A 16,125-nucleotide genomic window follows, 5' to 3' on the forward strand; every position below is an offset into this window, starting at 1 on the left:
GATACGAGGAGGATGACATGGCGGCAATCGTGCGAATCGACGACGAGGTCATCGGCACCGACGACTTCATACGGGCACTCAAGCTGACGGGCCAGTTCGAAGCGCTCGTCGAGCAGCAGGTGCGCGACCGGCTGACGGTCATCGCCGCGAAGAGCCATGGCGTGCACGTATCGACGGAAGAGATCCAGGCTCGCGCCGATCAGTTCCGCCGCGTGCGGGGGCTCCATCGCGCGGCGGACATGAATCGGTTTCTCGATACGTTCGGCATCAGCCTCGACGAGTTCGAGGCGTTCGTGACCGACACCCTCTATCAAGAGAAGATGTTGGCGGAAGTCTGCAGCGACGAGGCCGTCGAGGCTTACTTCAAGCTGAATTCGCCGAAGTTCGATAGTGTTGAAGTGAGCCACATCGTGCTCGACAGCGAGGGGCAGGCGAAGGAAGTCATGTCGATCCTCGACGACGACCCGTCGAGTTTCGCCGAGATCGCGCGCGAGCATTCGATTGCCGATACGCGCGAGCGCGGCGGCGTGATCGGCAAGGTGTTGCGAGGGTCGCTTAAGACCGAGATCGAAGCGAAGGTTTTCAATGCGCATGCCGGCGATCTGCTCGGCCCGTTCGCCGCCCTTGATGGTTCGTTCTACGAAATTTTCTCGGTGACGGCTAAGTATCCGGCCGTGCTCGATCACGAGGTCGCCTCCGAGGTCCGGCGCGTGCTGCGCGAAGAGTGGCTCGCCGCGCGGGCGCAGGAACATGTCATCGAAGCGCGATAGGTCGGAACGGGGATAACTCATGGACACGCAGGCATCGGCATCGCCGCCGCTCGACGCGCAATCGCTGGCGCAATTCCTCTCGTCGGTGGAGCCGCTGTCGGTGTTTCCGCCCGATGCGCTCGACGAACTCGCCGCGCATGCCGTGTCGCGCGCCTACGCGTTCGGCGAAACGATCGCATGCCGAGGCGAGGCGGCCGACGGTCTTTTCATCGTCCGCTCGGGGACGGTGCGGCTTTTCACCGAGGAAAGCGGTAAGGAGACGAGTCTCGGCGTGCGCAAGGAGCGCGAAGTGTTCGCCGAAATCGCGATGCTGCGCGAGTATTGGCACGAGGCTTCGGTGCGCGCATCGTCGAAGGTCGAACTGCTCTTCATCCCACGCACCGCGATCGCACCGATCGTCGCCGCCAACGCGTCCGTGCAGTCGTTCGTCACGAGCTACGTTGCCATCAGCTCGGCGGGCGGCTTCGTTGCGCGCCTCTTCGATTTGCGCGGCAAGCTGACGCGGGCCGAGCTCGAGGAGTATGTATCTAGTGTGGGCGTCAAGCGCGTCGCGGCAGGCAAGGACATTCTGGTGCAAGGCTCGCGCGACGACATGCGGCTTTATGTCGTGCGCCAGGGCGAAGTGCGCCTTGCCCACCGCGGGAGCGGCACCGACTACACGCTCGCCACGCTCGGCGCGGGCGCGATATTCGGCGAGCGCGCCTGCTTGCTGAGACAGGAGCAGCAGGCCACGGTGACGGCGACGGCCGATACGAGACTCATCGTCATTCCAGAGAAGACCGTCCACTTCATGCTGGGGCGCAATGCGAAGTTGCGCGAAGTGCTCGAGGAGCGGATCCGCTTTGTCGATCGCGAGCTCGAGCGGCAAAAGAAGGTTGCCGAGCGGACGAGGCGGGCCGATCGGCTCGACCTCGAATCACGCGACGAGATCGGCGCGAAGCTCGTCAAGCGATTCGCGCTCGTCGAGCAAGCCGAGGAGATGGATTGCGGGGCCGCCTGTCTCGCGATGATCTGCCGCCATTACGGCATTCCGATGACGCTCGGCAAGCTGCGCGAGCTCGCCAACGTGACGACGCAGGGCGCGACGCTCGAGAGCCTTGCGCGCACGGCCGAATCGCTTGGCTTGACCGCGCGCGGGATGCAGTGCACCTATGAGGCGATGCTCGGGTTCGACCTTCCGTTCATCGTGCATTGGGAAGGCTATCACTACATCGTCGTCTATGGCATGAGCAAGCGCGGGGTGCGCGTGGCGGATCCGGCGCTCGGGTTCAGAAAGCTCACCGTGGAGGAGTTCGAGCGAGGGTGGAGCGGCACTTGCCTCGTCTTCTCGGCTTCGGAAACGCTCGGCCAGCGCACGATCGGCAGCTCGCCGTGGGTGCGTTTCGTCGGTTATCTGGCGCCCTACAAACGCATTCTGGCGCACCTTTTTCTCGCGACGTTCGTCATTCAGATGCTCGGCATCGTGCCGCCGCTCATCATCCAGAACATTCTCGACAGCGTCGTCGTTCATCAGAACGTGAGCCTCCTGAACCTGCTCATCGTCGGTCTCGTCATATCGAATCTCTTTACGCAGCTCATGACGACGATTCGCGCCTATCTCTCGAACTTCATGGTGCGAAGCCTCGATTTTTCGATGATGTCGCACTTTTTCAGACACACGATGTCGCTGCCGCTCGGATTCTTCGCCAAGCGAAAGACGGGAGACGTGTTTGCGCGCTTCCAGGAAAACCAGACGATCCGGGCGTTCTTGACGGAATCGACCGTCACGACGGTGTTGAACCTGCTCATGATCGTCATCTACTTCACGGTCATGTTTCTCTACAACGTGAAGCTGACGTTGCTGCTGATCGCCTTCGTGATACCGATCATGGGGCTTACCGCGTTCGCGACGCCGAGAACGAAGCGCTTCGCGCGCGAGGTGTTTTCGGCTTCCACGGAAGCGCGGTCGCTGCTGATGGAGACGTTGAGCGGTGTGGAGACCGTGAAGGGGATGGGAATCGAGCGTCCCGTCAGGCTCAAATGGGAGCGCAAGTACGCCAAAGCGCTCGATGTGCAATATCGCGCGCAGGCATTCCATGTACTCATCGCCCTCGGCAGCCAACTGCTCAATGCCGCGACGACGATCGTCATTCTATGGGTCGGTGCGCGGCTCGTGCTCGCACAGGAGCTCAGCATCGGGCAATTGATCGCGTTCAACGCATTCATGGGGAGCGTGCTCGCGCCGCTGATGGGGCTCGTCGGACTCTGGAGTCTCATGAACGATGCGGCTGTCGCGATGGAGCGCCTCGGGGACGTGCTCGACATCGAGCCGGAGCAAAAGCCGGCCGAGCTTGCGACACGCGTCGTCTTGCCCGATCTGCGCGGCGAGATCAAGCTCGAGGGCGTCTATTTCCGCTACGGCGGCAACGAGACCCCATACGTGCTGGAGAATGTGACGTTCGACGTGAAGCCCGGCGAAATGATCGCGATCGTCGGCAGGAGCGGCTCCGGCAAGACGACGCTCGCCAAGCTGCTCGTCGGCTTTTATGCCCCGACGGAGGGCAGGATCGCCGTCGACGGCTACGACATGAGCGCCGTCGATCAGGGCAGCTACCGCGCGCAGATCGGCTATGTGATGCAGACGAATCTCGTCTTCTCGGGCTCGATCGCCGAGAACATCGCCTGCGGCGATCCGAGCCCGGATCGTCGCCGCATCGAGGAAGTGGCGAAGATGGCCGATGCCCATGCGTTCATCGCCAAGATGCCTCTTGGCTACGAACAGGTCGTCGGCGAGCGCGGCGTCGGACTCTCGGGCGGCCAGATTCAGCGGCTTTGCATTGCGCGCGCGCTCTATCACGATCCGCGTCTCATCGTCTTCGACGAGGCGACGTCCTCGCTCGACACGCAGTCGGAGAGCAACATCCTGGCGAACATGCACGAGATTCTCAAAGGACGCACGGCCATCATCATTGCGCACCGGTTGAGCACGATCATGCGCGCGGACAAGATACTCGTGCTCTACGACGGCGCCATCGTAGAGGAAGGGTCGCACGATGCGCTGATCGAGCGAAAGGGCATGTATTACCAACTGGTTCAGAAGCAGCTGAGCCATGCCGCCGTCGAATCGTCATGAAACTCTTCGATCCGCTCGGTACCGGAAGCTCGACCGTCTCTTACGCGGGGCTCATCGAGAAGATCGAGATATTGCGCTCGACGCTACGCTGGGCGCCAAAGCTCGAGCGCGCCGACATCGAAAAGCTGCTCGGTCAGGCCAATACGTTGCGCGACGAAGTGATGCAGCTTTCGCGCAAGGAGCGTTTCGTCGCGGCGGCGGAGGTCGAGCCTCCTATGCCGGCCGACGCGGCCGCGGCGGCTGTTCCGACGGCGCGTATGCGCAGACAGGCGCTCATCGATCGCAGCTTCGTTTTTGAAGGGACCTTCGGCGACAATCCGAAGCTCCTCGCCGCGCTCGAGATCGCCGAAAAAGCCGCGCCGACGGATTTGCCCGTGCTGATCGACGGCGAGAGCGGCACCGGCAAGGAACTGATGGCGAAGGTTATCCATGCGAACGGCTCGCGTGCCGACAAGCCGTTCGTATCGGTCAATTGCGGCGCAATCCCCGAGAACCTGCTCGAGTCTGAGCTGTTCGGCCACAAGCGCGGCGCGTTCACGGGAGCGTCATCGGACCGCAAGGGTAAATTCGAAAGCGCGCACCTGGGCACGATCTTTCTCGACGAGATCGGTGAACTGCCGCTCATCGGCCAGGTGAAACTCTTGCGCGTGCTCGAAGCGCACGAGATCCAGCGCGTGGGCTCCGACGAGCGCATTGCCGTCGATACGCGCATCGTCGCGGCGACGAATCGCAATCTACGACGAATGAGCGAAGAGGGGCAGTTTCGCGAGGACCTGTTTTACCGGTTGGGCGTCATTCATTTGACGCTTCCGGCCCTGCGCGAGCGCCGCGACGAAATTCCGCTGCTCTTTTCGTACTTCGGCGACGAGGCGGCCGAGGCGCTCAAGCGCAGGCCGATCAAGATGACACCGAAGCTGCGGGAGTTCCTGCTCAACTACGCTTACCCGGGGAACATCCGCGAGTTACGCAACCTCATCTATCGGCTGTCATGCCTCGCCGGCGACGTGGCCGACATCGAGCATTTGCCCGAGGACATTCGGCCGCAGCCGGCAACCGCCGGCCGCTTCGGCGCCGAGCTCGGCAACGGCGTCGACGGTACGGCGGCGATGCCGATTTCGCTGGCCGAGGCGAAGCGCGCGGCGAGCGACGAGGCCGAGCGCACGTTCCTCGAGCGGGGGCTGCAGGAGACGGGCGGCACGGTGGCCGAGCTCGCGCGTCGCTGTGAAATGAACCGCTCGCACCTGCAGATGCTGCTGAAAAAGCACGGCATTCGCTCGAAGGACTTCCGGCATCGCGATGATGCCGGGCGAGCGAAGGACGGCAAATAGTCGGGCCCTCCCGCTTGCGCAGGCAAGCTCGCATGCTCGCGCTTATCGCGCAATGGACGGATTGACGAGCGTCTTGTCCGTCGTGACCGGGTCTTCGGCGCGAACGACGATAGCCGAGACGTTGTCGCGCGCCCCCGCGCGCAACGCCAACTCGATCAGCGAGTGCGTCGCTTGTTCGCAATCGCCGCACGCAAGCACCTCGGCGATCTCGGCATCGCTGGCTTCGTTCGTCAACCCGTCGCTGCAGAGCAGAAACAGATCGCCGTCCCGTACGTCGACGACGGTTTCGTCGAGCTCGAGCTCGTCGGCCGCGCCGACCGCGCGCGTGATCAGGTGCTGAGCCGGATGATGGAGCGCTTCTTCGGCGCTCAGATAGCCCTGGCTCCTCATCTCTTCGACCGCGCTGTGGTCGCGCGTGAGCTGGGCCAGCCGTGCATCCCGGTAGAGATAGACGCGGCTGTCGCCGGCCCACAACATCGCGCAGCGCCGCCCGCACGCGAGACAGACGGCGACCGTCGTGCCGATCGTGCGCACATGGCGCGACGCCGCTTCATGGCGAAGCCGGCGGTTTGCCACGTCGAGCGCATCGCGCGCCGCGTCGACATAGTCTTCGAGACTGTCGGGCGCGGACAGGCTCGCGAGTGTTTCGACGACCATCCGGCTTGCGACATCGCCGGCGGCGTGGCCGCCCATGCCGTCGGCGACGGCCCACAGCCCGCGCTCAGGCCTGTCGAGACAGGCGTCCTCGTTGATCGCGCGCACGAGTCCGACGTCGGTTCGCGCGGCGGACGTCCAGATGAGTTCGGTTTCCATGGCTCGTGCCACGCTCGTCTAACCGAGGCCGTTTTTCCCGTTTTGTCCGGCGACGACAGTGAGATTCGAGTTTGCACCCGTATTGTTCACGTTGAGAAGCTGGAACTGATTGACGACCTGATCGGCATAGAAGGTGTTGTTCGTCTGATAGAGATTGACGACGGGCCCCACGCTCGGAACGGGTGGCGCGAACGGCTGAATCCACCCGAATATCCACGGTGCGCCGGCGCCGCGGATGAGCGACATCGATCGACGCGATAGATCGCACGTCAGCGGAAGGTCGGTGATCGTAATCGCGGCCATGATAGGACTCCTCAGTATTCGATCTCGTCGATCGCGATGCATGACCGATCGGCGATCGGCCCAGGCCGCCGTTCCAATGCAAGGGGTATGCCATCGCCGCTTAGCGTGCGGTACGCGCCGGGTCGCTGAGGCGCCGCTCTCCAGCGATGCCTTTTCCCGCGGGGCTTCGCGCAGCCTGCGTGTCCCGCGTCTCCATCGGCGCCCTCCGGCAGACGGCCTGCGCTGATCGCCATAAACGTCGTTGCCTGGCCGACATTCGAAGCCCGAAGTCGGCGAAAAGCCGACAGTGCGTGTGCGCATCCCCGTTGGCGTGCGCGTGCGCAAAGTGATGCTTCGAGACCAACAGAACCGCCGCCGATCAGTCGGGCGCGCGCCGACATTTCGGACTCCATATCAACCTTCGTTGGTCGCAACGCCTTGCCTGGCGGGGATGTGCGCCATTGGCACAGCCCATGCAGAAGGTTTGGCAACGGCAAACCATTTATGAAAGAAGCGGTGTTGCCGCAGCCCACCCCCTTATGGCAAGACGAGTCGTCGAGGAGTCCGAAATGAATACGCAGCATGCATCGCTTCGCGAGCTCGTCGACAAATGGCTCGCTCCGAGCCTGGCCTCGCCGGGGCGTGTGACGCATTTCTCCCGCACGCCCGATCGCCTGCACAGGTACGTTCGCATCGAGGCCGCTCATGCCACCGGCACGCTCGCGATCTTCTTCTTTCGTCATGACGACGGCTCGTGGTGTGTGTTCCCGCCCGCCGTCACACGGCCGGCGATGTCGACGCGGCTCGAACGCCTTGCGGCTTGATCGGTCAGCGCAGCAGTGACGTAGTCGCGGCAAAGAGAAGCGTAGTCCGGACAGCGGACGCCGGCGTCGCAGTCACAGTCGGGCCGTGGCTTTCGAGCCCGGTCAGCGTTTGCTGCCGCGCCGCCAATCGCGCAGCCTGCCCTCGAATCATCGCGCCGCCCGTGATGGCGGCCATCGCCTGCCGGTCCAGTTCGACGCTTTCGGGGAGATCGTTGATGACGAGTGTGGCCATGATTGCGCTCCGCACGGGCGAAGGCGCTGACGACCGTTGACGACGAGCGTGTTAAGCGAAGCCCGCGCGACGCGTTTCGTAGCGCTTCAATACGTCGTCTCAGTATAGGCGGTGCGGCGAGCGAAAACGCAGGGGGCATCGAAAATCGAGTCGGGCAAGCGAGGCCGCGAAGCCTGACTTGCCCGATCGCGCGGAGTTCAGAGTCCGAACCCGGTGTTCGCGAACTGCGAAGGGCTGACGTCGAGCTTCAGCGGGCCGAAGCCGGCGCCGATGAAGCCGATGTTGTTGAGCGCGTTGACGACGACGGCCTGGTTCTGATTGATGTGCTGGTCGACGCCGACGGCCACGTTGATGTTGGGGCTCCCCGGCACGAGCGGCGAGCCGGTGCCGCCGCTTACGCGCGACATGGCCTTGCGGTCGAGCGCGGCGCCGGGCGCCAGCTCATGAATGACGATGGACGACATGGCAATTCTCCTGGGATGGATTTGAACGGATGCGGCCGACGAGACCCGCAGGCAAGAGAGCCTCGGCGGCTGGCGGCAAATGCGCTTAGAAATTGATCGTGTTCTTGGCGGTCTGCGACGGGTTCACCGTCGAGTGGATGCCAGACACGAACGCGGCGTCGTTGCCCGTGTTGTTGACGATGTTGTTCGATTGGCCGATGAGCTGTTGCGCGCTGAAGTTCGTCGTATCCGAAACGTGCACGGGCGAGTAGTACGGCAGCGGCAGGTAGTAGCCGAGCGTACCGCCGCGCACGGCGGACATGGCACGGTCGTCGAGTTCTTTGGCAACACCGAGGTCTTCGATCATGAGCGATTTCATGGCAGTTCTCCTGAAGGCAAGTAAAGATAAGGCTGGGTTGGGAATCGAGCTGCAATCTGTTGCGGGCTCGCGCCTACTACTGCAGGAGGTGTGCCAATGAGCGGTGCTCGAGGTGCGTGATGCGCGCAAACGCCCATGCGGCAAGGAGTTCAACATGTTCGCGGTGAATCGTATGGCGACGCGCGGCAACCGGGTCCGCTCGACATCGTCGCCGGCGCACCAACAGGTTCGGGCGACACTGTTGGGCGAGCTGCAACAGCGGGGCCGTGGACCCCGTCGCGGCCTGGGCGGCGCTTGAGCGGAAGGACGATCGGTGCTTAACAGTGAGCTTGCGCACGGATTGCGCAAGGTACGAGCGCAGACTAGTATCGATCGAGGGCGTCGTTTCGTGCGGTATGGCCTTGTCGGTACCGCACCGTGACCCCATCCGATTCGAAGCCTGAAGAGGCGCACGAATGACGAGCCTTGCGGAGCTGATCCAAATCTTTCAGAGCGGGGCGCTTTCGCACGACGCATTCTTCGCGCAGATCGACCGTGCGCTCGCGATCGATCCGACCAATTGCACGCGGCTGCGCGAAGTGCTCGACGAGACGCAGACCAAGGATCCGCTGCCCGACGACGTCTACGCCGAAGTCATCAAGCATATCGAACGATTCGCGGCAACCGAAGTCCAGTTCGGCGACGAGACGCGCGTGCAGGTCGCGCCGCCGCCCGTCGGGCGCGCCGCCGTACCGGCCAGCGCGGGCGAGACGAACGGCGCCAGCGACACGCTTGGCGCGCGAGGCGAGGGGCTCGCCGCCTCGGGCGAGCGCGTGAAGGGTATCGGCGATACCTTGAACGGACGCTTCGTACTCGAAGAGTGTCTCGGCGTGGGCGGCATGGGGACGGTCTACAAAGCGCTCGATCTACGCAAGCTCGAAGCGGCCGACCGCAAGCCCTACATCGCTATCAAAGTGCTGAATGTCCAGTTCCGTGGGCAGCCGACGTCGCTGATCGCGTTGCAGCGCGAGGCGCGCAAGGCCCAAACGCTCGCGCACCGGAACATCGTGACCGTTCATGACTTCGATCGCGACGGTCCGGTCGTCTACATCACGATGGAGTACCTCTCGGGCAGTCCGCTCAGCCGGATGCTGCGTGCGCCGGGCTTCGCCGGGCTGCCATACGACAAGGCGCTGCCGATCATCGCGGGCATGGGGAACGCGCTCGCCTATGCGCACGAGCGCGGCTTCGTCCACTGCGACTTCAAGCCGGCCAACGTGTTCCTGACCGACAGCAGTGAGGTGAAGGTCATCGATTTCGGCATCGCGCGCGCGTTGCGTCGTCCCGACGACGAAAGCGAGGCCACGATCTTCGACCCGGCGACGCTTGGCGGGATCACGCCGGCCTACGCGAGCCCGGAAATGTTCGAGCATCGCGAGCCCGATCCACGCGACGATATCTATGCGCTCGGTTGCGTCACCTACGAGCTGCTGACGGGACGCCATCCGTTCAATCGCGTGTCGGCTTTGCAGGCCCGCGGCGAAAAGAGACAGCCGGAGCGACCGAAGGACTTGGGCAGCCGCCAATGGCGAACGCTGAAGGCGGCACTGTCGTTCGACAGGCAGACGCGCACGGCGAGCGTCGAGCAGTTTCTCGAAGGAATGGGCGCCAACGCGCCCGCTCGCCGAGCGCCCGTAGCGCAGGCGGTGCACAGGTCGCGCGCGGGCAGCGGCGCGGCGGTCCTCGCCAGAAAGCACTCGCGCACCGCACTGGCGGCCGGGGCCGGGACATGTGTCGTCGCGATCGCTGTCGGCGCTGCCGTCTGGTATGGCTATCGTGGCGGGCAGACGGGCGCGGACACTGCCCGCGATCGGCAGCCGGTTTCCGATGTTGCCGCAGCCGGCGCATCCTCATCGGCATCGACCTCGTCCACCGGCATCGTGGTACCGCGCGCGGCGCCGTCGCCCGCGGATCTGCCGCGTGTCCTTGCCTCGTTGCCGTGTTCCGCGTTGAGCGCGTCGATGCAGGGAAGCTCGGTCTCCGTTCGCGGCTATGTCGGTGAGCACGACGGTCTCGCGCATCTGCGCAATGCGCTCGCGGGCATGACGGGAGCAGGCGTCGCCGATGCGAACCTCGACGTGCGTTCCGTCGGCGAGAACGAATGCGATGTCGTGAAGGCGTTCGCTCCATTCTGGGTATCGACGCATCAGGCAGCGAGCATCGCATCGGGCACGTCGATACGAACGAAGGCAAGGAACGGGCAGTTGACCGAGGGCAGCCCGCTCGTCCTCGACTTGACGACGCCTGGCTACGACACCTATGTCAGCGTCGATTATTACGTGCTGGACGGCAGCGTGGTCCATCTCGTGCCGAGCCGCCGCGAAAAAGACAACCAGGCGCCGCCGAATTACTCGGCGACGATCGGCGGCATGGGGGAATGGGTGATTGCCAAACCGCTGGGCAGCGAGATGATCGTGCTCGTCGCGACACCGGCGCCGCTTTTCGACACCTTACGTCCCGAGAGCGAGCCGCGCGCCGCTTATCTGGCGGCCGTCGACGCGCGATTGAAGGCGATCGCCGCAAAGTACGGGGAAGGACGGATCGCCGTGGACTTCGCGCCGATCACAACGCGACCCGCGGGGCACTAACCGCATTGCCTGAAGTGACAGCGTCGATCGCATTGACCGCATCGACCGCATCGACAAAACGAAGCCGCGCCAAGACGCTTTCACCGAACGCATGCGCGCGCCTCGCGCCCGCTCAGCTCAATCGCCCAACGCGGCGCGCGCACAAGCCTCGTCGGTCACGAGCCCCGAGAGCCAACCACCCTTCAGCGCCGCAAGGACCGCGCGGTGCTTCCTCGCGCCGCCGGCAAAGCCGATCGTCGGCCGCTTCGGCGGGGCGTCGAGCTGCAGGCTCGTTACGCGCCGTCCCGTCGGCGATTCCACGCGCTTGCCTTCGTCATCGATTGGCAGTCCTAACATTTCCGCCACGGCGCCGCGGCTCATCAGCTCGTCGACTTCCGCCGCGGTGATGAATCCGTCGACGTGAAGCGGACACTTCGGACCGATATCGCCGATGCCGACGAATGCCACGTCGGCCTGCGCGGACAGCGTCTCGACGATCCGGTACAGCCGGTGATTGCACCACTGCGCCCGTTCGGCTTCGTTATCGGCGATGAGCGGCGCCGGCAGCAGGAAGTGCTTGCCGCCCGTCTTTTCGGAAATATGCAGCGCCACGTCGTAACGATTCGACGAGCCGTCCTGTGCGATCGCACCGACCATCGAAACGAGCCGGTGCTGCGGTCGGTCGATCAGCCCGAGCTGATCGACGGCCGCTTTCAGCGTGCGCCCGCTGCTGACCGCGACGACGATCGGATTTTCTTCGCTCAAGTACCGCTCCATCACCTGGGCGCCGGCGACAGCGAGCTTGCGGTCGATCGCTTCGGGCATGTCGTCGTCGACCGGCACGACCTCGCACATCGACAGCCCGAAGCGCGTGCACAGACGGTCGGCGAGCGTGAGGCAATCGGCCAGTCGATGCTCGATCCGCACCCGGATCAGATTCTTCTCGACGGCATAGGCCACGAGCCGTTGTGCGACGGGGCGCGAGACCTGGAGCTTCTCGGCGATCTCGTTTTGCGTGTTGCCGGCGACGTAATAGAGCCATGCTGCACGCGTCGCCAAGTCGAGTTTTTCGTTGGATCTGGACACGGATGCGATGCCTGCGTCGTAAGGTAAGGAGTCCGAAACGGTTGCCGATGGCTGGAGCGAGTTCAGGCGAGCCGCTTGCGCGACGGATCGAAAAGCGGCCGCACGTGCCGATAGAGCTCGCGGTAGGCGAGGAGGCGGGCGCGCAGCTCGTCATGGCGCCGCGGGTTCGGCGCGAACTCGGCCACGATGGGCGGCTTGGCGAGCACTACACCGGGATCGCCCCCGGCCGCGAGCCAGCCGAGACGAGCGGCACCGAGCGCCGCGCCCGTTTCGCCGCCGCCGTGCTGACGCGTTGGCGTGGCGAGCGCATCGGCGAGCAGTTGCGCCCAGTACGCGCTGCGCGCGCCGCCGCCGAGCAGCGACAGCGCATTCGGTGTCGTGCCGGCTGTCGCGAGCGCGTCGAGGCCGTCCGCGAGCGCCAGCGTGACGCCTTCGAGCACCGCATAGCCGAGGAGCGCGCGGTTCGTCGCGTGCGTCATGCCGAAGAAAACCCCTTCGGCGTACGGATCGTTATGCGGCGTCCGCTCTCCGGAGAGGTATGGCAGAAAGAGCGGGGCGTCGGCGAGCGACGCGGGCTCGAGCGCCGCCGCCTCCGCGACGAGCGTCGGCTCGTCGGTGCCGGTCAACGTGCAGACCCAGCGCAGACAGCTCGCCGCCGATAGCACGACGCTCATCTGATGCCACCGGTCGGGAATCGCATGGCAGAACGCGTGCACGGCCGAGGCGGGATTCGGCAGGAAACGGTCGCCGACGACGCAAAGCACGCCCGAGGTGCCGAGCGAGACGAATCCGTCGCCAGGCTCGGTCGCGCCGATGCCGATCGCGCTCGTCGCGTTGTCGCCGCCGCCGGCCGCCACGACGATCTCGCCGGACAAGCCCCATTCGCGCGCGAGCTCGGGCCGCAAAACCCCCGAAGGTGCACTGCCTTCGGCAAGGCTCGGCATCTGCGAGCGGCGCATACCGCAGGCATCGAGCAGCTCGTCGGACCAGTCGCGCCGCGCGACGTCGAGCCATAGCGTCCCGGCGGCGTCCGAGGGATCCGAGACTTTGCCGCCCGTCATCCGCAGTCGCAGATAGTCCTTCGGCAACAGCACGCAGGCCGTGCGGCGAAATATGTCGGACTCGTGACGGGCCACCCAGAGCAGCTTCGGCGCCGTGAAGCCCGGCATCGCCAGGTTGCCGGCGATCTCGTGCAGACGCGATGCGCGCCGGGTCAGCTCCTCGCACTCGTCGGCGCTGCGCATGTCGTTCCAGAGAATCGCCGGGCGCAGGACGCGATCGGCGTCGTCGAGGAGGACCGCGCCATGCATCTGCCCCGAGAGGCCGATCGCGCGTACTTGCGCGAACGCTTCGCCGTGCGCCTCCCGCAGCTTCGCGAGCGCGACGCAGGTCCCCTCCCACCAGTCGGCCGGATTCTGTTCCGCCCAGCGCGGATGCGGGCGTGAAACGGTGAAGGGCGACCCGGCCGTGCCGAGCACCCGCCCGTCGGGCGCGAGCAACAAGACTTTCACTTCGGATGTGCCGAGGTCGATGCCGAGGTACATGGGAGGCAGTCCTTGAAGGTTTCGGTTCGCGTCAGCGCGGAAGCGCTACTTTATCCGCGGCCCGCGGCGCGCAGCAATGCGGGCGAGCCCGGTGGGGCGAGCGATGACAAAGCCGGCGCCGCTGAGCGGCCCAGGCGCGGGCCGCCGATGGGAGTGAGCGTCGCTGAGGTCAAGCCCGCGAGACCAGCCATGCATCGACGCGTGCGAGCGCCGAGCGCAGCGTCTCGACGAGCCGAGGGCTGCCTGCCATGCCGCCCCAGAGCAGCCGCGATCCGCAGAAGGCGGCGAGCGGGTCCGCCGCCGCGAAGAAGGCGCGCGCCGTCGCCTCGTCCATTACGCCGTCCTGATACGTGTAGGGCAGGGTACCTTCGCGCCAGCGATCGAGAAAGCGGAAGAAGAGAGCGGGCAGTACCGCCGTCGCATTCGGCTCGGCATTGCGCGCGAACGATTCGGCGAGCGTCGGCGCGATGAAGCCGGGGATCTTCGAAAAGCCGTCCGCGGCGACGCGTTGATTCGTATCCTGGATATAAGGGTTGCTGAACCGGTCGAGCACGACGTCGCGGTAGCGAGCGAGGTCGAGCGGGCTCGGCGTGAGACATGGAATGACATCCTGCGTGACGTATTCGTGCGCGAAGCGGCGGATGTCGGCGTCAGCCGTGCCTTCGTGGATATAAGAAAGGCCCACGAGCGTGCCGGCCCAGGCAATGCAGCTATGGCTAGCATTGAGAATGCGGATTTTCGCTTCCTCGTAGGGCAGCACCGAAGCGACGAGCTCAGCCCCCGCGCGCTCCCAGGCCGGGCGGCCTGCGCGGAAGCGATCCTCGATGACCCACTGGATGAACGCCTCGCCCATGACGGGGCAGGCATCGTCGATGCCCGTCGCCGCTTTCACGCGCTCGCGCACGTCGGGTGTCGGGCGCGGCGTGATGCGGTCGACCATCGAGTTCGGGCAAGCCGTGTTTTCCTCGAACCAGGTGGCGAGCTCGGCTTGCCCGCGTGCCTCGAGGAAAGCGCGCATGCCAGCTTCGAATCGCTCGCCGTTGCTGCGCAAGTTGTCGCAGCTTTGCAGCGTGAGCGCGCCGCCATTGCGCGCGCGACGCGCGTCGAGGATGGCGGCGAGCGCGCCGTAGATCGTCGTGCGTCCGCCCGCCAGGTCGGCCGCGAGGTCAGGATTGGAGGTGTCGAGCCGATCGTGCTCGTCGAGGTAATAGCCGCCCTCGGTCACGGTGAACGAGATAATCTTGCAGGCCGGGTCGGCACCGGCTTCGATCAACCCCTTGAGTGTCGGGGACCACGGCACGACGCGCCTGATCGAGCGGATCGTCTCGTAGGCGCGCTCGCCTTGCGGCGTGACCGTCTCGAGCGTATAGACGCCGTTTTGCGCGGCGAGGGCGTCGAGCACGGCGTTCATGTCGCCGCGGATGTTGCCGACCGTGAGCGACCAGGCGGCATCGCCGGACGCGGCCGAGGACGCATTGAGACGGTGCAGATACCACGCTTGGTGGGCGCGGTGAAACGATCCCGCCCCGATGTGCAGAATCACGTTCGAAGCGCTGACGGGCGCATTGTCCATCGCTTGTCTCCCGATTGAGATCGGCTGGCGCGTCGGGGCCGCAACGGGCGGGCGGGGTACGACGCTCGAACCGATCTTTTGTTCTGTCGATGAGCGAATGATCGGTTCGCGGTCGGCGAAAGTCAAGGCGCGATGCGGGAAGATCGGGATGCCGTGAAAGGCAGAATGACTTTCCGCGAGGCAGAGCGGTTCTCCATTATGTAGCTTTGCTTCACGGTGCATGCGGATTGAGCCGGTTTATCGAATGACGCCGGGCGTGTAGCGTATGGGTCACTCAACCGTCAGGAGCACAGTCATGGATACGCCCACCCAACGCGCGCAAACCCATTACGGCGGAGCGGGCTTGATGGCGAAGGTGCAAGCCGCGCTTGCGGCCTTCGGTCCCGAGGAAACCGTGCTGACGGTTTCGCAATTGGCCATGCTCGACCAGTTCCATACGCGCGGCATGCTCGCCACGGGCGAGCTCGCCGAGGCGATGGAGCTCGAAGCCGGCATGGCGGTACTTGATCTCGGTTGCGGGATCGGCGGGCCGACGCGCTATTTGGCCGCGAACTATGGCGTCCACGTCACGGGCGTCGACCTCAGCCCATCTTTTGTCGACACCGCTCGCTATCTGAGCCAGCGCTGCGCGCTTGGCGACAGCACGACGTTCCTCACCGGCGATGCGACCCAGCCGCCCGTCGCGGATGGCAGCATCGACCGCGTGTTTCTGCAGCATGTCGCCATGAACATCGCTGATCGGGCAGCGCTCTATCGCGCGATTCGTCGTGTACTGAAGCCGGCAGGACGGTTCGCGACTTACGACATCGTCGCCAAGGACGGCGCCCCGCATTTTCCGGTGCCGTGGGCGACCACGCCCGAAAACAGCCACTTGCGGACCGAGGCCGAAACGCGCGATGCGTTGACCGCCGCGGGATTCACGATCGATCTCTGGCGCGATGATACGGAGGTGGCGTCGCAATGGTTCGCGAAAATGGTGGCAGGCGGACCACCCGCCGGCCCCACCCTCGCGCTGGTGCTTGGAGCGGACTTTCCGGCGATGATGGCCAACCTCGCTCGCAGTCTGCGCGAAGGGCGGATCGGTGTGTTGACGGCGATCGCGAGCTGCCGATAGCGGCGAGCGGGTTCCTCGG

General features: G+C 65.0%; 14 protein-coding genes. 6 read left to right on the forward strand and 8 right to left on the reverse strand.

Annotation, left to right across the window (positions count from 1 at the left end; all coding sequences use genetic code 11):
- Positions 1-17 precede the first annotated feature (17 nt).
- The 3 genes from B0G57_RS24835 to B0G57_RS24845 are packed head-to-tail and all read left to right on the forward strand — an operon-like array spanning position 18 to position 5,210.
- Positions 18-770, forward strand: a complete 753-nt coding sequence (locus tag B0G57_RS24835; protein WP_018440817.1) for a peptidylprolyl isomerase — start codon at positions 18-20, stop codon at positions 768-770.
- Positions 771-789: 19 nt separating this feature from the next.
- A complete protein-coding gene (locus B0G57_RS24840) occupies positions 790-3,882 on the forward strand; it encodes a peptidase domain-containing ABC transporter (RefSeq protein ID WP_018440816.1) in 3,093 nt (1,030 codons plus the stop codon).
- A complete protein-coding gene (locus B0G57_RS24845; RefSeq protein ID WP_018440815.1) occupies positions 3,879-5,210 on the forward strand; it encodes a sigma-54 interaction domain-containing protein in 1,332 nt (443 codons plus the stop codon). The genes B0G57_RS24840 and B0G57_RS24845 overlap by 4 nt, the downstream gene beginning before the upstream one ends.
- A gap of 42 nt (positions 5,211-5,252) precedes the next feature.
- On the opposite strand, the gene B0G57_RS24850 is transcribed toward B0G57_RS24845, so the two are convergent.
- Positions 5,253-6,023 (reverse strand): PP2C family protein-serine/threonine phosphatase, encoded by a 771-nt coding sequence (locus B0G57_RS24850; RefSeq protein WP_018440814.1) that lies wholly within the window; start codon positions 6,021-6,023, stop codon positions 5,253-5,255.
- Positions 6,024-6,041: 18 nt separating this feature from the next.
- Positions 6,042-6,326, reverse strand: a complete 285-nt coding sequence (locus B0G57_RS24855; protein ID WP_018440813.1) for a hypothetical protein — start codon at positions 6,324-6,326, stop codon at positions 6,042-6,044.
- 548 nt (positions 6,327-6,874) lie between these two features.
- On the opposite strand from B0G57_RS24855, the gene B0G57_RS24865 reads away from it, so the two are divergent.
- A complete protein-coding gene (locus tag B0G57_RS24865) occupies positions 6,875-7,129 on the forward strand; it encodes a hypothetical protein (protein WP_026229687.1) in 255 nt (84 codons plus the stop codon).
- 4 nt (positions 7,130-7,133) lie between these two features.
- Here the strand turns inward: B0G57_RS24865 and B0G57_RS24870 are convergent, their stop codons facing one another.
- The 3 genes from B0G57_RS24870 to B0G57_RS24880 all read right to left on the reverse strand — a co-directional run bounded on the left by B0G57_RS24870 (position 7,134) and on the right by B0G57_RS24880 (position 8,183).
- Complete coding sequence (locus tag B0G57_RS24870) at positions 7,134-7,361, reverse strand: hypothetical protein (RefSeq protein ID WP_018440810.1); 228 nt, start codon at positions 7,359-7,361, stop codon at positions 7,134-7,136.
- A gap of 197 nt (positions 7,362-7,558) precedes the next feature.
- A complete protein-coding gene (locus B0G57_RS24875; protein WP_018440809.1) occupies positions 7,559-7,825 on the reverse strand; it encodes a hypothetical protein in 267 nt (88 codons plus the stop codon).
- 85 nt (positions 7,826-7,910) lie between these two features.
- Positions 7,911-8,183, reverse strand: a complete 273-nt coding sequence (locus B0G57_RS24880) for a hypothetical protein (RefSeq protein ID WP_026229686.1) — start codon at positions 8,181-8,183, stop codon at positions 7,911-7,913.
- Between the two features lie 455 nt (positions 8,184-8,638).
- On the opposite strand from B0G57_RS24880, the gene B0G57_RS24890 reads away from it, so the two are divergent.
- Positions 8,639-10,810: a serine/threonine protein kinase gene (locus tag B0G57_RS24890; protein ID WP_018440805.1), complete on the forward strand. Its 2,172-nt coding sequence runs from the start codon at positions 8,639-8,641 to the stop codon at positions 10,808-10,810.
- A 117-nt stretch (positions 10,811-10,927) separates the two neighbouring features.
- On the opposite strand, the gene B0G57_RS24895 is transcribed toward B0G57_RS24890, so the two are convergent.
- From B0G57_RS24895 to dalD, 3 genes are all read right to left on the reverse strand, one after another.
- Positions 10,928-11,875: a sugar-binding transcriptional regulator gene (locus tag B0G57_RS24895; RefSeq protein ID WP_026229685.1), complete on the reverse strand. Its 948-nt coding sequence runs from the start codon at positions 11,873-11,875 to the stop codon at positions 10,928-10,930.
- Between the two features lie 62 nt (positions 11,876-11,937).
- The gene (gene xylB, locus B0G57_RS24900) at positions 11,938-13,419 is read right to left on the reverse strand and encodes a xylulokinase (protein ID WP_018440803.1); all 1,482 of its coding nucleotides are present in this window, start codon (positions 13,417-13,419) and stop codon (positions 11,938-11,940) included.
- Between the two features lie 169 nt (positions 13,420-13,588).
- Positions 13,589-14,992, reverse strand: a complete 1,404-nt coding sequence (dalD, locus tag B0G57_RS24905; RefSeq protein WP_026229684.1) for a D-arabinitol 4-dehydrogenase — start codon at positions 14,990-14,992, stop codon at positions 13,589-13,591.
- 295 nt (positions 14,993-15,287) lie between these two features.
- Between dalD and B0G57_RS24910 the strand changes: the two genes are divergently transcribed.
- Positions 15,288-16,106, forward strand: a complete 819-nt coding sequence (locus B0G57_RS24910; RefSeq protein ID WP_018440801.1) for an SAM-dependent methyltransferase — start codon at positions 15,288-15,290, stop codon at positions 16,104-16,106.
- Positions 16,107-16,125 lie beyond the last annotated feature (19 nt).

This window comes from Trinickia symbiotica (genome assembly GCF_002934455.1).
In the GTDB taxonomy this organism is placed as follows: domain Bacteria; phylum Pseudomonadota; class Gammaproteobacteria; order Burkholderiales; family Burkholderiaceae; genus Trinickia; species Trinickia symbiotica.